Below are 16,893 nucleotides of genomic sequence, written 5' to 3' on the forward strand. Positions count from 1 at the left end.
AAGATTATTAAAATGAGAGTTATGAAGAAAAATATATTGACTTCGTTTGCGTTGCTGGCATTATTGGCTGCCTGCAATGACGATTATAACGATAAGTTCGACATTAATGTCGGTTATGAGGATGTAAAAAATGTCGCAATGACACTTTCTTCTTCCGATTATGCTACTATAGCCGGTAATGCCAGTAATTTGGAAATCGCTTTAGCAAAAGACCCAGAAGGCAATACAGGCGTGGAAGCTTTGGAAGCAGTGGGAAAGGACAAATACTTTACAGCAGAAGCTTCTGCAGAAGATTATATACCGGCCTTTTTAGCTGCCAAATACCCTAATGCGGATCTTAAGTCTAAGTTCACAGTGACTTATAACCAGTATCAGGCACCGTCCAACTATTTGAAAGACTTTACTTCTGTTTCTTCTTACGCTTTGGAATCGGAAGATTACGAGGGTATATGGGGCGACAAAGTGAAAGCTTCATTCTTGTCTCCGACTACTTTGGGCAAGATTCCTGCTATCTTGAAGGAGAAAGTGTCCAGTGCAGAGGTAGGCGACATGGTGGTTGTCGATTACGCTTATTCTGAGACTGAACCGAGTATCGGTGGAGGAGGAAACACTCCCGCAGAACCTACTTGGACTCAAGTGGAAATGATTCCTACCCGTTCGGCTGGTGTCAGTTGGGATTTTGTAAATATGGGCCCTATTGACCTTTCTGCTTATAAAGGCCAAACTATTTCCATTGGTTTCAAATATACCAGTACAGATGCGGGCGCAGCTACTTGGGAATTGAAGAACGCTAAGGTTTTGTCCGTTCCTTATTTGGATGTTTGCCTTTATGCCAAGGATGATGCAGGTGATTTTATTAAAGTCGCAAAGAAGAGTGCTTTCAATGGTGCAGGTGAGTATGTGATTGTAGCTCAGGGTGCTGATGGGCAGTTCTATCCATTTGGTCGTTTGGCTGATGGTAAGAATTACGGTTATATGTATCCGAAACCTATTGTCGTTTCCGATAGTAAGATTGCTGCCTCAGATGCTGTTGATTTTGTTGTGACTTTGGAAGCTACGGAAGCAGGATTCAATATTAAGAACGTATTAGGACAATACTTCTATATGAGTGGCAATTATGATTCTTTCAACGTAACCACAGAAGTGGGTGAAGAAGGATACGACTGGACAGTAACATCTGCCGGTGGTTCTGATTTGTTCACCATTACCAATGTGCTGAAAGAAAAGTCTGTGAAGTTGAACTACTACAATGGAAGTTACAGTTTTGGTAGTTATGCTGCTTCTAAAGTAGAAGGATTTACCTATTATAACAACAGTTTGTGTGGTGACATGGGCGGCTTCACTATTTATGATGTAAATATTGGTGGCTTGGATCGCATTTGGCAAAACACCGATGCTTACGGTTTTAAGGCTTCTGCTTTTGTGAACAAAGTTAATTATGCTTCTGAGTCCTTTATCGTTTCTCCAGCCATTGAGATTGCAGAAAATGCAGCGTTGCCCTATGTTACCATTGATGAGGCTTTCCGTTTTGGCAAGGCAGAGGAGTTAACTGTATGGGTATCTACTGATTATGTAGCTTCTGCCGCAACCAAGGTTTTGGCTATGACTCGTGCGACCGTATCGGCAAATCGTTCAGACCTTTACCGTTTTGACGGAGAAAATTGGGCGGCTTATGCCAGTGATGCTGCTAAGGTAGCTGTGGTAGAACCTGCTGTTTACGCTTCTATTGGTGCTTCTTCCATTAGTGAGCCTGAACAAGTGTTGCCGCTCTATCTGAATGAAAAATATCCGTATGCTATCGAAGCTGAACGTGCTGCTGTGGTTTACAAGAAGAGTGCCGATGCGTTTGCTGTGAAAGAATTCACGAAGATGTCAGGTGCTTGGATGGTAACACCTGAATTTGTTCAACAGGTTACTACCTTCAACAAAGATGTTGATGGCATTACTGCTAAGATAAGTGTATATATTGATGACCCCTTGACCGGTGGAAGTGATGGTGGATTCACGGCACAAGACGTAATATTGGGAGGCGGTATGAGTTACATCTGGACTCTGGATAACACGTATGGCTGGAAAGGCGGTGCTTATGCCAACAGTAAGTGCAACGCTTCAGAGAGCTGGTTGGTATCTCCTGCGTTCGACTTCCGTAAGGGTGTCGCTCCGGTGATGAGCTTTGAAGAGGCCGTCAATAAACTGGGTGTAGGATATACGGTGGCAGACCATACGTTCGTGATGATTTCTACTGACTATAAGGATGATGTTACAAAGGCTACTTGGAAGGAAATCCAACTTGCCAATCGTCCGGCGGGTACTGATTGGAACTTTGTGGAATCTGGTGTGATTGACCTTTCAGAGTATGTAGGAAATATTGTGCGCATCGCTTTCAAGTATACTTCTACTGAAGAAAGTGCTCCTACTTGGGAATTCAAAAACATCTTGATTAAAGAACAAGATGCCGAATAACATTGAATAACATTATGCGAGGATGACAGGCTGTCTCTATGAGTAGAGCTTTGTCATCCTCTCTTTTTTCTTTAAACATACATTATGATGAAATCATTAAAACTTTTGTTTTATATCTGTTCAGTAGCTTTTGTACTAGGAGCTTGTGATACGGATATTGTACCTGCTAACGGATATATAGAAACTACTCAGCAAGATGCGGAGACTTATGTACTGAAAGGCTATGAAAATGCAGCTTTAGGATTTAACGTGTTTAAACCTGAAGGAACAGATATTCCTTTTTATTTGAAAGGAAATGTTTTTTATGGTGATAGGTTCGGTTTTCTTCCGGTCGATGCCGTTCGCTTGGATGTTATGGTAGAGGCCTCGGTTGATGGTACGTGGAGCCATGAGGCAATTGTAATGCCGGGAAAATGTTATTGGGCGCGTTATGGTGAATTTGCCGAATATAAATACATGAAGTTTCGTGTGGCTTATGTAGAAGGAAATAATGTCGGCATAGAATATGTACTTACCAATCAAACTTCCGATGGTCCTAATAAAAACTGCAACTACGCTTTTTTAAAAGACTATCCTGCTGCTATGGAGCTTGAGATGCCTGCTATCAACGAAGTTGATGGTATTTATCGCGAGCACTATGTGGACTATGCTGGACAGCATATTATGAATCTCGCTACGTTGTGGAATGCCAAGTTGCGCCATTCTTCTTGGGTAGCTTTCTATTTCGACAAGGTCACTTCGTTGGACAATGTAAAGCGTACCGATGCTTGGGGATGGGATTCGACATATGATTTTGCTACTATGGGTGGTGTGGAAGAAGCTAACCACAAAAACGATGGATTTGACAAAGGGCATATCTGTGCCAGCGAGGACCGTGTATATTGTAAGGAGGCTAACGAACAGACCTTCTATTACACCAACATCTCTCCACAAATAGCTTCTATGAACCAAAAATATTGGATGAACTTGGAGCAGCAAATACAGAAGTGGGGACGTTCCACGCAGCAAGACACTTACGATAAGGTGTATGTGGTGAAAGGTGCCACTACGGATAAGTTGCTGACCAACTTTACAGGCAGTGTGAAAGGTGGTGACGGTAAATATCCATCGACTGATGCTGAGGGCTTCACTATCCACGGACTGGCAGTCCCGGCCTATTACTACATGGCCATCCTTGCGGAGAAGGGTGATACCTATCATGCCATCGCCTTCCTGGTACCGCATTCCGAACTCCTGCCGCAGAAACCTACGGCCGACGATTTCCAGGTATATGCCGTGAGCATCGACAAATTGGAGCAGGAAACCGGTATCGATTTCTTCTGCAACCTGCCGGATGTAATCGAAGACGAAGTGGAGAAGGCTTACAACAAGGCAGACTGGGCCTGGTAAGCTTACTGATATAACAAGAAAAAAAGGGAGACTGTCCGTTGGAGGAGAGGCTCCCTTTTTAGTATGACGGGCATGTCATGATTTAGGTAGCTTTCTTAAAAGCTGTTTTCGTTTTGATGGAAACTGACTTCTTATCCGTATCTTTGCATATTGATTAAAAAAAGAGATATTCATGGAACTTTCGGATATACTTCATAATTTGAAGATACAGGAACTTACTCCGATGCAGGAGGCTGCTAAGGAAGCCTATCAGTCAGCCAAAGATTTGGTGCTTCTTTCGCCCACCGGTTCAGGTAAGACTCTGGCTTTTCTCCTTCCGCTGGTACAGACTTTGAAAGCGGAGATACAGGGTGTGCAGGCTCTTGTACTGGTACCTTCACGCGAACTGGCTTTGCAGATAGAAACTGTGTTCAAGTCCATGGGAACTCCCTTCAAAGCTATGAGCTGCTATGGCGGACGCCCTGCCATGGAAGAACACCGGACAATGAAAGGCATTCATCCCGCCGTCATTATCGGTACTCCGGGACGTATGAACGACCATCTGAGGAAAGAGAATTTCAATGCCGCCACTGTCGTCACTCTGGTGATAGATGAATTCGACAAGTGCCTTGAGTTCGGTTTCCATGACGAGATGGCGGAGGTTATCGGACAGCTTCCCTCACTGAAAAAGCGTGTGCTTCTCTCGGCTACCGATGCAGAGGAAATACCGCAATTTGCCGGAGTAGGAGGTGATTCCCCGTCTTCCGGCTCCCGGCTCATGAAGCTTGATTTTCTTGCTCCGGAAGCTCTTGCTCCGCGTCTGCGGCTGCACAAGGTTGTTTCTCCGGAGAAGGACAAACTGGAAACCCTCTATAATCTGCTTTGTACCCTCGGCTATCATTCCACCTTGGTATTTTGCAATTATCGTGAAAGCGTGGAGCGTGTTGCCGGGTACCTGCAAGCCAGGAAGTTCCCTTGCGACATGTTCCATGGCGGTATGGAGCAGCCCGACCGCGAACGTGCGCTTTACAAATTCCGCAACGGTAGCTGCGCCGTACTGATATCTACAGACCTTGCCGCCCGCGGACTGGATATTCCGGGTATTGAGAATGTGGTGCATTACCATCCTCCCGTAAACGAGGAAGCCTATACACACCGTAATGGACGTACCGCTCGCTGGGAGGCATCGGGAAATGCATATCTTGTCCTGCATGCCGAGGAGCGGGTACCCGAGTACATTTCTGAAGACATCGAAACGTACGAGTTTCCGGAGACGCTTCCAAAACCGGCCAAGCCCCGATGGGCTACCTTATATATAGGTAAAGGGAAAAAGGATAAGCTGAACAAGATAGATATAGTCGGCTTCTTGTATAAAAAAGGAGGGATGGCACGTGAAGATGTCGGGCAGGTGGACGTAAAGGAACACTATGCCTTTGTAGCCGTGCGCCGCAGTAAAATGAAACAATTGCTGACGCTGGTACGCGGTGAAAAAATCAAGGGAATGAAAACAATTATAGAGGAAGCAAAGTGATTTATCTTATAAATATTCATTTTATTTGCGCTTATTCTTTTGAATATGAAGTAATAAAACCGCCTTGCTTTTAGTTTCTCCAAAAGTATTATTCTTGATAAGTAAGGATAACAAAATGGTGCATATATCTTGTATAAACCATTAAAAAGTAAGCTAAATGCGGCTTAAAAATAGAATTTCATCAGGAAAGGTTTGTTTTGAAGAAATATTTCCGTAATTTCGCAAAGTCTAAAGACATTAATGAACGAAATTGTATAACCAAAACAAACTTCAAATGAAAAAGCATAATTTCAATGCAGGACCTTCTATCCTTCCTCGTGAGGTGATTGAGAATACGGCACAGGCTATTCTTGATTTCAATGGCTCAGGCCTCTCACTGATGGAAATCAGCCACCGTGCCAAAGACTTCCAACCCGTTGTGGACGAAGCTGTGGCATTATTCAAAGAATTGCTCAATATCCCCGAAGGATATTCGGTACTGTTCTTGGGCGGTGGTGCCAGTTTGGAATTCTGCATGGTACCCTTCAACTTCCTTGAAAAGAAAGCTGCTTACCTGAATACGGGTGTATGGGCCAAAAAAGCCATGAAAGAAGCTAAGGCATTCGGTGAAGTAGTTGAAGTCGCTTCTTCCGCTGAATCTACTTATACTTATATTCCGAAGGACTATACAGTGCCTGCTGATGCTGACTATTTCCACATCACTACCAACAATACAATCTACGGTACGGAACTGAAAGAGGATTTGGACGTAAACGTTCCGATGGTGGCCGATATGTCTTCTGATATTTTCTCCCGTCCTATCGACGTGTCCAAATATATCTGTATCTATGGTGGTGCGCAGAAGAATCTGGCTCCTTCCGGTGTTACATTCGTCATCGTGAAGAATGACGCTCTGGGTAAGGTATCCCGCTATATTCCGACCATGCTGAACTATCAGACGCATGTGGATAGCGGCTCCATGTTCAATACTCCTCCCGTTGTCCCCATCTATGCAGCCCTGCAGACATTGCGCTGGATTAAGGCAGAGGGTGGCGTGAAGGAAATGGAACGCCGTGCCATCGAAAAGGCCGATATGCTGTATGCCGAAATAGACCGTAACAAGATGTTTGTGGGTACGGCTGCCAAAGAAGACCGTTCACGCATGAACATCTGCTTTGTGATGGCTCCCGAATACAAGGAATTGGAAGCTGACTTCTTGAAGTTCGCTACCGAAAGAGGTATGGTAGGTATCAAGGGACACCGTTCTGTAGGTGGATTCCGTGCATCCTGCTACAATGCCATGCCGAAGGAAAGTGTGCAGGCTTTGATTGACTGCATGCAGGAATTTGAGAAACTTCATTAATAATATTGTTTTTCACCACAGATTACGCAGATTTGCACAGATTGTTTTTATGATTAAACTCTGTGATAATCTGTGTCATCTGTGGTGAGTCTTTTTAATATCATGAAATTATGAAAGTATTAGTTGCAACAGACAAACCGTTTGCCAAAGTGGCAGTAGACGGTATCCGTAAAGAAATAGAAGCAGCAGGTTACGAACTCGTGCTGCTGGAAAAATATGGTGAAAAAGCCAAGCTGCTGGAGGCTGTGAGAGATGCCAACGCTATCATTATCCGCAGTGACATCATTGATGCCGAAGTGCTGGATGCCGCCAAGGAACTGAAGATTGTGGTGCGTGCCGGTGCCGGTTATGACAATGTGGACCTGGAAGCAGCTACTGCCCACAATGTATGTGTAATGAATACTCCGGGACAGAACTCCAATGCTGTGGCCGAGTTGGCTTTCGGCTTGATGGTGATGGCTGTCCGTAATATGTATAACGGTACTTCCGGTACGGAACTGATGGGCAAGAAACTGGGTATCCACGCTTATGGTAACGTGGGTCGCAACGTAGCCCGTATTGCCAAAGGCTTCGGTATGGAGATTTATGCGTTCGACGCTTTCTGCCCGAAAGAAGTAATCGAGAAAGATGGAGTGAAGGCTGTGGGTTCTGCCGAAGAGCTTTACTCTACTTGCGACGTCGTATCCCTGCATATTCCTGCCACTGCCGAAACGAAGAATTCCATCAATTATGCATTGGTGAACAAGATGCCGAAAGGCGGACTGCTGGTGAACACAGCCCGTAAGGAGGTCATCAATGAAGCCGAGCTTATCCAGCTGATGGAAGAGCGTTCCGACTTGAAATACATGACCGACATTATGCCTGCTGCCAATGAAACGTTTGCAGCCAAGTTTGCCGGACGTTATTTCTCTACACCGAAAAAGATGGGTGCCCAGACTGCCGAGGCCAATATCAACGCAGGTATTGCCGCTGCCAAGCAGATTGTAGGCTTCCTGAAAGACGGTTGTGAGAAGTTCCGCGTAAACAAGAAATGAGATGAATAGTAAGACTACCTATAAATGTTCAGTTCTTTATTTAGCAATAGGTGCTGGTATATTTTCATTAAGTAGTATATTCAGAAATGAATTGTCAGATTTCGCCCTCGGCTTTTGCGAGGGCGTATCTGTTGTACTGATATTAAGTAGTGCTATTTATCTGATAAGATATTTTGTGAAAAAGAAACCTCAATAATCCATATAAAACACTCTCTTATGGCTATAATTAAACCCTTTAAAGGGATTCGCCCCCCTCAGGATTTGGTGGAACAAGTAGCGTCCCGTCCTTATGACGTATTGAATTCTGCAGAAGCGCGTGCAGAAGCGGAAGGTAATGAAAAATCCCTATATCATATCATCAAGCCGGAAATAGATTTTCCCGTCGGCACGGATGAGCATGACGAACGTGTTTATCAGAAAGCTGCAGAGAACTTCCGTATGTTCCAGGAGAAAGGCTGGCTGGTGCAGGACGATAAAGAAAACTATTATGTCTATGCCCAGACCATGAACGGCAAGACACAGTACGGTCTTGTTGTCGGTGCATACGTTCCCGATTATATGAACGGTGTTATCAAGAAGCACGAGTTGACTCGTCGTGATAAAGAGGAGGACCGTATGAAGCATGTCCGCGTGAACAATGCCAACATTGAGCCCGTATTCTTTGCCTATCCCGATAACGCTGCGCTGGATGCCGTCATTTCCCGTTATACAGCGGGGAAACCGGTATACGACTTTATCGCTCCGGGTGATGGTTTCGGTCATACCTTCTGGATTATAGACAAGCAGGAGGACATTGATGCCATAACCCAGGAGTTTGCCAAGATGCCCGCCCTCTACATTGCCGATGGGCATCATCGCAGTGCCGCTGCCGCTTTGGTGGGTGCGGAGAAAGCCAAGCAAAACCCCAATCACCGTGGAGATGAAGAGTACAACTACTTCATGGCTGTGTGCTTCCCGGCCAACCAGTTGACTATTATTGACTATAACCGGGTGGTGAAGGACTTGAACGGTATGACTCCCGAAGAGTTCCTGGCTGCTGTGGGTAAGAATTTCATCGTAGAGAAGAAAGGTGCGGACATCTATAAGCCGTCCGGACTGCATAACTTCTCCCTCTATCTGGACGGAAAGTGGTACAGCCTCACTGCCAAACCGGGTACTTATAATGATAACGACCCCATTGGCGTACTGGATGTAACTATCTCCTCTAATCTGATACTGGATGAAGTGCTCGGCATCAAAGACCTCCGTTCCGACAAGCGTATCGACTTTGTAGGCGGTATCCGTGGCCTGGGAGAGTTGAAGAAGCGGGTGGACAGCGGTGAGATGAAAGTGGCATTGGCCTCTATCCCGTTTCCATGAAGCAACTGATGGACATTGCCGATACGGGTAATATCATGCCTCCCAAGACAACTTGGTTTGAGCCGAAGTTGCGTTCGGGATTGGTGATTCATAAACTGGACTAAATGAATTGATATAAACTGAAACGGGGGTGTCAAAACGGTATTCACCACAGATTACACGGATTAACACAGAATGAACTTAATCTACTGATAATCAAAGATGCTTATCTGTGCAAATCTGTGTAATCTGTGGTGAATACCGTTTTGACACCCTCGTTTTTCGTTCAGAACTTTGGAATCCTTAGGAATGATGTTTGAAATACTGTTTTCTCATCCACTGGTCAAATAGGATAAAAAGCGGAATTGCCAGAATCAGCAGGAGATAGAAGCAAGGTATCCGGATGCTTTCTGGCTGTAGGACGGTGGTGGGGATAAAGGCTTCCCGGATGCTGTTTCCGAAGTACAGAACCAATCCTGCCCCACTGGTGCCTATCAGGAAGATGGCAGCGGCGATGGTTGCAAGCAGGGTCCTTCTTTCTGATTTCTTCTCGCGCAGACGTATGGCTTCTTCTACCTTCTGCATGGTGAGGTAGGCAAAATTGGACGGCAGACGGAAGGTAGTCTGTTCCCTTACCGCCTTTTTTAATCCTTTATCTTTCAGTTCTTCATTCATACTTTTTCTTGTTTCATCAATACATAAATCTTTTTACGTATACGGTGCAGCTTCACTTTTGCGTTGCTTTCCGTCAGTCCCAGGATGAGAGCTACCTCATTCAATGATTTTTCTTCATAATAGAATAGGCTTATCAGTGCCCGTTCTTCGGAATTGAGTTGCTCCATAGCTCTGTTCAATCTGGCAATTTGCTCTTCTCCTTCGTCATTCAAGGCTTCATCGACTTGTGTATCGGATATGTTGGCAAGCAGTGCATCATCCATGACAAAGGTATCAAATTTCTTTTTCCGTGCACTCGAGATAGCCGTATTATATGCAATCGAATAAATCCATGTCGAAAAAGAACTGGTGCCTTTGAAAGACGAGAGATGCTGGAAGGCTTTCAGAAAGACATCTTGGGTCAGTTCTTCGGCATCTTCCTGATTGGAGACGATGCGGGCCACCAGCATGAATACTTGTTGGCCGTATGCGTTGAGAAAATGCTCGTAAAGAGTAGTCTCTCCCCTCAAGATGCGCTGGATGATATGTCTCTCGTCGTCTTTCATTTTGTCTGTTAGACGCAGGTTTGTTTATGAGGTTACAGATTTCCGGAAGAAAAATATTTTTCCGGAAATCTGTAACCTCATATAAACTGCCGCGTCTAAAGGGTACAAAGAAACGAAATTACTAATTTAAAACGAAACGAATATGATGGATTTTATTATGGTGCCTGCGGTGATGACAATCATTACTTTAGGAGTCTACAAATTGTTTGAGCTGTTTGTTTGTAAGAAGGAAAGAATTATGCTGATTGAGAAGATGGATGAGCGGGGACTGCTCCCTCAGATGGATGTGCCTAAATTGCGTGGAAGCAGCTTTTCGTTCTCTGCCTTGAAAATAGGATGTCTGTTGGCAGGTATGGGACTGGGGTTGTTGCTGGGTTATCTTATCTGCTATGCGACGGTTCCCGATTACTTCACTGCAGACAGAGATTGGATGTACAGGGAAACTGTCTCTCTGATTTATGGAGCCTGCGTGCTGGGTGTCGGTGGAATCGGCTGATAGTGGCTTTCGTTACAGAACTGAAACTGAATAAGAAGCAAGGATGAGCAGAAAAGAAGTGGAATTATTAAATTTCTCGTGTCACTGCTGAACAAATCGCTTTTTTATCTTGTTTTCATAACAAGGATAAAATTTCAATAGGTATGAATATGGATAAGAAAGCAGGGCATGGTGCCCCCGAGGCAACATTGCCTCATGTGGAAAATGAAAAGGGAACAGTTCCTGGACAACAGATCGGATTATACAGTAAGGCTGATAACCGTGATGTCAGGCAGATGGTCAGGATGCTGAATAGCCCTGAAGAACAAAGTCAGAAAGACAGAGGATAATTCCTCTGTCTTTTTTGTTGCCAATACTCCTTTGTTTGTACTATCTTTGCCCCCGTAATGGAAATACTTAAAAAACAAGATTCACATGCGACGGAAAGGAGACCTCACCCAAGGAGGCATAACCGGTACTTTATTACGTTTTACCCTACCCATGATGGTAGGGTCTTTTTTGCAGCAATGCTACAACGTTGCGGATACGCTCATCGTGGGGCAATGCATTGGCGCAGGGGCGTTGGCGGCGGTCGGTTCGGCATACACACTGATGGTTTTCCTTATATCCGTCTTGCTGGGGCTGGCAATGGGCAGCGGCACCGTCTTCTCTCTGCATTATGGCGCCGGAAACCATGTGGCCCTGCGCCGCAGCATATTCAGTTCGTTTGTGCTGATAGGTATCGTGACACTGATACTGAACGTGGCTGTTTTCATCTGGCTCGACCCTATTCTCCGGCTGTTGCAGGTTCCGCAAGACATATACGGCATGATGCGCAGCTACTTGTGGATAATCTTCTGCGGTATAGTCTTTACCTTCATCTATAATTTCTATGCGGCCCTGTTGCGTGCGGTGGGCGATTCCGTCACTCCGCTTTGGTTTCTGGCGGTTTCGGTCGTTCTGAATATAGCACTCGACTTGTTTTTTATCTTTCGACTGGATTGGGGCATCGAAGGTGCAGCCATTGCCACGGTCATTGCCCAGGGCGCAGCGGCACTGGGCATCGTTATCTACACGTATAGACACCGTCCCGAATTGCGTTGGCGTCGCGAGGATATGCGCTTCGACCGTGCCTGCCTGCAGGAAATCGCTTCCTTCTCTGCACTGACCTGCATTCAGCAGTCGGTGATGAATCTGGGAATCCTGATGATACAAGGACTGGTCAATAGCTTTGGTACTGCCGTAATGGCGGCTTTTGCGGCAGCGGTGAAGATAGATTCTTTTGCCTATATGCCTGTGCAGGAATTCGGGAACGCCTTTTCCACCTTCATTGCGCAGAACTTCGGGGCCGGACGTTACGACCGCATTCGCCGGGGTGTTCGCAGTGCGTTTGTCACAGCGGTTGTTTTCTCACTCCTCGTCTCCGTGCTGGTTTTCGTGTTTGCCGAGCCACTGATGCTTGTCTTTGTCCGTCCGGACGAGACGGAGATTATTGCGGTGGGGGTGGCATACCTGCGCATCGAAGGCGCTTTCTACTGTGGCATCGGCATCTTGTTTCTGCTGTACGGATACTATCGGGCCATCCGCATGCCGGGCATGTCGGTTGTGCTGACCGTGCTGTCGCTGGGCACCCGTGTCGTTCTTTCCTACTGGCTGGCCTCGATGCCCGAGGTGGGGGTGACGGGCATCTGGTGTCCATTCCCATCGGCTGGCTGATTGCCGACGTGGTCGGCATCTGGTACTATCGGTACAAGAAGTTCCGTTTTCAGGAATCTAAGACATGATGCGGCAGATTTGCTCTACGGTTCTTCGGATATTGTCTTGAGCAAACTCGGGTTGCATGGCCTGCTCCAAAGAGATGGGAGAGGGGGTAATGGAGAATACGCCCCGAAAGCCCGCTTCGTTCAATATTTTGGTGTCCTCTATCGCCCCTGCCAGCAGTATGACGGGGATGTGTTGCCTCCTTGCTTCCTGCAAGATGCCCGAAGGCACTTTCCCCATAAGAGTCTGCCGGTCCGATTTTCCTTCTCCGGTGATGATGAGGTCGGCATCCTTAATCTTTTCTGCAAAGTCCAGAGTTTCCAGCAGAAGCTCTATCCCGGGTTTTAACCGTGCATCCAGAAATGCGTGGAGACCGCCACCCATACCGCCTGCCGCACCGGCACCGGGATATGTGGAGATGTCTTTGCCGGTAGTGCGGAGTATCGTGTCCGAAAGATGCCGCATGGCGGAGTCCAGCTCTTTCACCATATCTTCGTCCGCCCCCTTTTGGGGAGCAAATACATGCGCTGCTCCATGGGCTCCGAAGAATGGATTGCGCACATCGCATGCTGCCGTGAAACATGCCTTTCTCAGTGCGGGATGGGCGAAAGAGCTGTCAATGGAGCTGATGCCCGATAAAAGGCCGCCGCATAGGGCAATGCCCTTTTCAGTGTTTCCTACTTCGCATCCGTCTTTATCGAAGAAGCGGAATCCCAATGCTTGCAGCATTCCCAGTCCGGCATCGTTCGTGGCGCTGCCTCCGAGCCCGATGACGAAGCGTGTGCATCCCCGTTCCAGCGCATCGCGTATCAGTTCTCCCGTTCCGAAAGTGGTGGTCCTCATAGGATTCCTTTCGTCGGCGGGCACCAGAGGCAGTCCGCTGATGGCAGCCATTTCTATGAATGCGGTGTTGCCGTCTCCGGAGATGCCGTAGCTGGCATTGCGTACTCTCATCAGCGGGTCGTGGGCACGGACGGTGATGCGTTTGCCGTTGCCGGCTGCCAGCAGGACATCGAGCATGCCTTCACCTCCGTCGGCCACCGGAAGAACAACGGTGTGGCATCCGGGACATGCCGCATGCACTCCCTCGGCGGCGGCTTTTCCAGCTTCTGCCGAGGTGAGGCAGCCTTTAAAGGAATCAAGGGCAATCACTATCTTTTTCATAAATGCGGTCTTTTATAGTTTCGTCATGCTTCGGATGACAAGTTGTACAATTACAAAGGTATATACAAAATTTCATTTCTTTTTCATGCAAGCATGAAAGTTCTCTCTTCGGTTTGCATTATCTTTTCATAAGATAAGCTGCACCTCAACATAACTTTTTCATGCAAGCATGAAAGTTCTGTCTTCGGTTTGCATTATCTTTGCAGCATGAGCGAAGATACGTATAAAACCATCGTTGCCCCTTCCGAGGCATTTACACTGAAAAGCGCAGCAAGTTCATTGCTATTGCCCTGCCGGTGCGTACAGTAGAGGAGGTGAAGGCGCATCTGGAAACTTACCAGAAGAAATACTACGACGCCCGCCACGTGTGCTATGCCTACATGTTGGGCCATGAGCGGAAGGACTTCCGTGCCAACGACAACGGCGAGCCATCGGGTACGGCAGGCAAGCCGATTCTGGGACAAATCAATTCCAACGAACTGACGGATATTCTCGTCATCGTAGTGCGCTACTTCGGCGGTATCAAGTTGGGTACGAGCGGACTGATTGTAGCTATAAGGCTGCTGCCGCCGAAGCCATTGCCGCTGCCACCATCATTGAAAAGACGGTAGATGAGGCGGTGACTTTCCTCTTCGAATACCCCTTCATGAACGATGTGATGCGGGTGGTGAAGGAGGAGGAGCCGGAAATCCTGGAACAGTCGTACGATATGGACTGCCGCATGACGCTCCGCATTCGCCAGTCCATGATGCCGAAGTTGCGGGCACGGTTGGAGAAAGTAGAAACATTAAGGTTTGAATAATACAACAAATGGGATAAGAGCCCCTTTCAATAGGGAAGTTGTTTGTTTCCTACTTTGGAACAAAGTGTTCAAACGCGTTTGAACACTTTGTTTCGCCTATGTGGAACACTTTGTTTTTCCATAATGAAACGAAGTGTTCTCTATAATGAAACAAACTGTTTCCTTTAACGGAACAAGTTGTTTTGTTCTTTGGAACAGACTGTTTGCTTCGTGTAAACGGCATCACTCTTTATGAAAGGCTGGCTTCCCCCCTTTAAACAAAAGAAAGTTTATGGCATTTAGTGCAACTAAAAGAGAACTGGGCGAGCTCTACACCTTCTTTCGCCTGCTGGCGGATGGCGGCGTGTCACTTGGCACGCCGGAAGCCCGAACGGACGGAACAGAACACTGGCCCGTGGCTTGATACAGCGGGAAGAGCATGACGGACCGCGTCGTTACTATATCGAAGAGCAGGAAGTGCGCATCGTCAGCGGAACTACCGAGAAGAACGGTCAGTTTGTTCCGGGCGACAAAGCAGAACTGCGCTTTCCCCGCGAGGACTTTGGCGATGCGGCAACACTTATCCTGCATCTGCTGAAGAACGTTTCGGGTGAGGAAGTGGAAGTGACTGAAGGCTTGGAAGCCTTCCTTGATGCTGTCAACATCTTCGACCTGGAAGCAAAGACGGAGGACCGTACCGATTTCTCCGTAGCTTTCTGGCATCCCGAAGCTCCGCTAACGGGCTTCAATGTCCGTTGTCGCCTTACCCCGATGAATCCGTTGCTGGACGGAGGGCGCACGGCGAATCTGAAGCTGGAGCAAAGCGGTGTCAAGTTTGCCGTGCCCACGGTGAACAAGGTGAATGCCCTGCCGGAATCTCCTACGGAAGTGGCAGAACGTATGATGATGATTGAGCGACTGGGCGGTGTGCTGAAGTATGCCGACGTTGCCGACCGCGTGTTCCGCTGCAACCTGCTGATGATAGACCTCCACTTCCCCCGCATGCTTGCCGAGATGGTACGCTTGATGCACTTGGACGGTATCACCCGCATCAGCGAATTGACGGAACGCATCAAGGAGATGAATCCGCTGAAGATAAAGGACGAGTTGATAAACAAGCATCACTTCTACGAGTTCAAGATGAAGCAGTTCTTGCTGGCGCTTGCCCTCGGCATGCGCCCTGCCAAAATTTATAACGGTACGGACTCTGCCGTCGAAGGCATCTTCCTGACGGACGGCAGCGGGCAGGTACTTTGCTACCACAAATCCCGTCCGCAGGTCTTTGCAGACTTCCTTTATCAGAACACGCGTTTGGAGAAAGGTGCCGTAGAGAAAGATAAATACGGTTTCCTGGAACGCGAGAACGGCATCTGGTACTTCAAGCTGAATGTAAAGATCGGGCTGGTGAAGCGATGAGGTCTCACCATTCAAAGCGCTACTTATTATTTCATTATCAATAAAACAAAGATGAACGAAACATTAAACACCATCCGGACACGTCGTAGTGTCCGCGTCTATACGGAACAGCAAGTGTCCGCAGAAGATTTGAATTTGATTCTTGAAGCGGCTGTCTGTGCCCCGAGTGGAATGAACTTTCAAGATTGGCATTTCACTGCCATCCAGAAAGCGGAGTTGCTGGTGCAGCTCAATGACAAGATAAAGTCTGCCTTCGCCAAGAGCGACAACCCGCAATGGCAGGAGCGCGGACACAGCAATACTTATTGCTGCTACTACCATGCCCCTACGTTAGTCATCGTTTCCGGTAAAGCGGACAGCCCGCTGTCTCCCTCCGATTGCGCTTGTGCCCTGGAGAATATCTTCCTTGCCGCTAAGTCTCTCGGCATCGGCTCTTGCTGGATAAACCAGTTGGGACAGACGTGCGACGATGCCGAAGTGCGCGCTTTCCTTACCGAAGAACTCGGCATTCCCGCCGATTACAAAGTGTTCGGCTGCGCCGCTCTGGGCTATGCGCCTGCGGATATGCCGGTGAAGGAAAGGAAGATGAAGGAAGGGGTGGTGACGGTGATACGGTAAGTCAGCTATTTTCCATCACTGCTTTAATTGTTCAAGAAAGAAACTTTGCTCCTTCCGTTGATGTCAGGTAGGTATCAATGGAAGGAGTCAGAGGATAAAGATTCCATCACGTTCAATTTCTCCTTTCAAGATTAAGTTCATATTGCGATGCATTCTGACTACATCAACTTTGCAGCCAAGCAAATTTTCAAGATACATACCCAGTTCGATAAATTTATATAACTTAGGTTCCATATCCACGCAGATATCCACATCACTTTTGGCAGTGTTTTCTCCACGTGCTACGGACCCGAATAAGCGCAAGGAATGCACGCCAAACTTCTGACGCAACTCATCTGCACGTGACTGTAAAATCTGGATATATTCGCTTTTCGTTTTCATT

General features: G+C 47.1%; 11 protein-coding genes and 5 pseudogenes. 12 read left to right on the forward strand and 4 right to left on the reverse strand.

Going from position 1 to position 16,893, the window contains the following annotated elements:
* Positions 1-21 precede the first annotated feature (21 nt).
* The 6 genes and pseudogenes from JCM16496_RS06045 to JCM16496_RS06070 all read left to right on the forward strand — a co-directional run bounded on the left by JCM16496_RS06045 (position 22) and on the right by JCM16496_RS06070 (position 9,201).
* On the forward strand, positions 22-2,463 hold the full coding sequence (locus JCM16496_RS06045; protein WP_128809471.1) for a choice-of-anchor J domain-containing protein: 2,442 nt from the start codon (positions 22-24) through the stop codon (positions 2,461-2,463).
* Between the two features lie 84 nt (positions 2,464-2,547).
* Positions 2,548-3,852 carry a DNA/RNA non-specific endonuclease gene (locus tag JCM16496_RS06050; protein WP_128809472.1) on the forward strand — a complete coding sequence of 435 codons (1,305 nt, stop codon included), beginning with the start codon at positions 2,548-2,550 and terminating at the stop codon, positions 3,850-3,852.
* A gap of 172 nt (positions 3,853-4,024) precedes the next feature.
* Positions 4,025-5,362: a DEAD/DEAH box helicase gene (locus JCM16496_RS06055; protein WP_025833030.1), complete on the forward strand. Its 1,338-nt coding sequence runs from the start codon at positions 4,025-4,027 to the stop codon at positions 5,360-5,362.
* 274 nt (positions 5,363-5,636) lie between these two features.
* A complete protein-coding gene (serC, locus tag JCM16496_RS06060) occupies positions 5,637-6,704 on the forward strand; it encodes a 3-phosphoserine/phosphohydroxythreonine transaminase (protein ID WP_005828105.1) in 1,068 nt (355 codons plus the stop codon).
* A gap of 110 nt (positions 6,705-6,814) precedes the next feature.
* Positions 6,815-7,738, forward strand: a complete 924-nt coding sequence (locus JCM16496_RS06065) for an NAD(P)-dependent oxidoreductase (RefSeq protein WP_025833032.1) — start codon at positions 6,815-6,817, stop codon at positions 7,736-7,738.
* A 216-nt stretch (positions 7,739-7,954) separates the two neighbouring features.
* Positions 7,955-9,201: pseudogene (locus JCM16496_RS06070) on the forward strand (DUF1015 domain-containing protein).
* 178 nt (positions 9,202-9,379) lie between these two features.
* On the opposite strand, the gene JCM16496_RS06075 reads toward JCM16496_RS06070, so the two are convergent.
* Together JCM16496_RS06075 and JCM16496_RS06080 are read right to left on the reverse strand one after the other, a co-directional pair.
* Entirely contained in the window at positions 9,380-9,751 is a 372-nt protein-coding gene (locus JCM16496_RS06075) for a hypothetical protein (protein WP_025833033.1), read from the reverse strand.
* Entirely contained in the window at positions 9,748-10,296 is a 549-nt protein-coding gene (locus JCM16496_RS06080; RefSeq protein ID WP_025833034.1) for an RNA polymerase sigma factor, read from the reverse strand. The genes JCM16496_RS06075 and JCM16496_RS06080 overlap by 4 nt, the downstream gene beginning before the upstream one ends.
* A 142-nt stretch (positions 10,297-10,438) precedes the next feature.
* Between JCM16496_RS06080 and JCM16496_RS06085 the strand changes: the two are divergent.
* The 3 genes and pseudogenes from JCM16496_RS06085 (at position 10,439) to JCM16496_RS06095 (ending at position 12,555) form a co-directional block, all read left to right on the forward strand.
* A pseudogene (locus JCM16496_RS06085) lies at positions 10,439-10,839 on the forward strand (DUF6249 domain-containing protein).
* Between the two features lie 102 nt (positions 10,840-10,941).
* On the forward strand, positions 10,942-11,121 hold the full coding sequence (locus tag JCM16496_RS06090; protein ID WP_439644520.1) for a hypothetical protein: 180 nt from the start codon (positions 10,942-10,944) through the stop codon (positions 11,119-11,121).
* An 85-nt stretch (positions 11,122-11,206) separates the two neighbouring features.
* Positions 11,207-12,555: pseudogene (locus JCM16496_RS06095) on the forward strand (MATE family efflux transporter).
* Here the strand turns inward: JCM16496_RS06095 and JCM16496_RS06100 are convergent.
* On the reverse strand, positions 12,545-13,696 hold the full coding sequence (locus JCM16496_RS06100; RefSeq protein ID WP_025833036.1) for a glycerate kinase family protein: 1,152 nt from the start codon (positions 13,694-13,696) through the stop codon (positions 12,545-12,547). The pseudogene JCM16496_RS06095 and the gene JCM16496_RS06100 overlap by 11 nt on opposite strands.
* A gap of 207 nt (positions 13,697-13,903) precedes the next feature.
* Between JCM16496_RS06100 and JCM16496_RS06105 the strand changes: the two are divergent.
* The 3 genes and pseudogenes from JCM16496_RS06105 to JCM16496_RS06115 all read left to right on the forward strand — a co-directional run bounded on the left by JCM16496_RS06105 (position 13,904) and on the right by JCM16496_RS06115 (position 16,511).
* Positions 13,904-14,498 (forward strand): annotated as a pseudogene (locus JCM16496_RS06105) (IMPACT family protein).
* A gap of 271 nt (positions 14,499-14,769) precedes the next feature.
* Positions 14,770-15,893 (forward strand): annotated as a pseudogene (locus tag JCM16496_RS06110) (HpaII family restriction endonuclease).
* A 51-nt stretch (positions 15,894-15,944) separates the two neighbouring features.
* On the forward strand, positions 15,945-16,511 hold the full coding sequence (locus JCM16496_RS06115; protein ID WP_025833037.1) for a nitroreductase family protein: 567 nt from the start codon (positions 15,945-15,947) through the stop codon (positions 16,509-16,511).
* Positions 16,512-16,598: 87 nt separating this feature from the next.
* On the opposite strand, the gene JCM16496_RS06120 is transcribed toward JCM16496_RS06115, so the two are convergent.
* Positions 16,599-16,892, reverse strand: coding sequence for a nucleotidyltransferase family protein (locus JCM16496_RS06120; RefSeq protein WP_025833038.1), 294 nt, complete (start codon positions 16,890-16,892; stop codon positions 16,599-16,601).
* Between the last annotated feature and the right edge of the window lies 1 nt (position 16,893).

Source organism: Bacteroides rodentium JCM 16496 (assembly GCF_000614125.1).
Classification (GTDB): domain Bacteria; phylum Bacteroidota; class Bacteroidia; order Bacteroidales; family Bacteroidaceae; genus Bacteroides; species Bacteroides rodentium.

Excerpts from the sequence above, each read along its gene's own strand:
- JCM16496_RS06100 (WP_025833036.1), bottom strand. The coding sequence starts at position 13,696 with ATGAAAAAGATAGTGATTGCCCTTGATTCCTTTAAAGGCTGCCTCACC.
- JCM16496_RS06115 (WP_025833037.1), top strand. The coding sequence starts at position 15,945 with ATGAACGAAACATTAAACACCATCCGGACACGTCGTAGTGTCCGCGTC.
- serC (WP_005828105.1), top strand. The coding sequence starts at position 5,637 with ATGAAAAAGCATAATTTCAATGCAGGACCTTCTATCCTTCCTCGTGAG.
- JCM16496_RS06065 (WP_025833032.1), top strand. The coding sequence starts at position 6,815 with ATGAAAGTATTAGTTGCAACAGACAAACCGTTTGCCAAAGTGGCAGTA.
- JCM16496_RS06090 (WP_439644520.1), top strand. The coding sequence starts at position 10,942 with ATGGATAAGAAAGCAGGGCATGGTGCCCCCGAGGCAACATTGCCTCAT.
- JCM16496_RS06045 (WP_128809471.1), top strand. The coding sequence starts at position 22 with ATGAAGAAAAATATATTGACTTCGTTTGCGTTGCTGGCATTATTGGCT.
- JCM16496_RS06050 (WP_128809472.1), top strand. The coding sequence starts at position 2,548 with ATGATGAAATCATTAAAACTTTTGTTTTATATCTGTTCAGTAGCTTTT.
- JCM16496_RS06120 (WP_025833038.1), bottom strand. The coding sequence starts at position 16,892 with ATGAAAACGAAAAGCGAATATATCCAGATTTTACAGTCACGTGCAGAT.
- JCM16496_RS06080 (WP_025833034.1), bottom strand. The coding sequence starts at position 10,296 with ATGAAAGACGACGAGAGACATATCATCCAGCGCATCTTGAGGGGAGAG.
- JCM16496_RS06075 (WP_025833033.1), bottom strand. The coding sequence starts at position 9,751 with ATGAATGAAGAACTGAAAGATAAAGGATTAAAAAAGGCGGTAAGGGAA.
- JCM16496_RS06055 (WP_025833030.1), top strand. The coding sequence starts at position 4,025 with ATGGAACTTTCGGATATACTTCATAATTTGAAGATACAGGAACTTACT.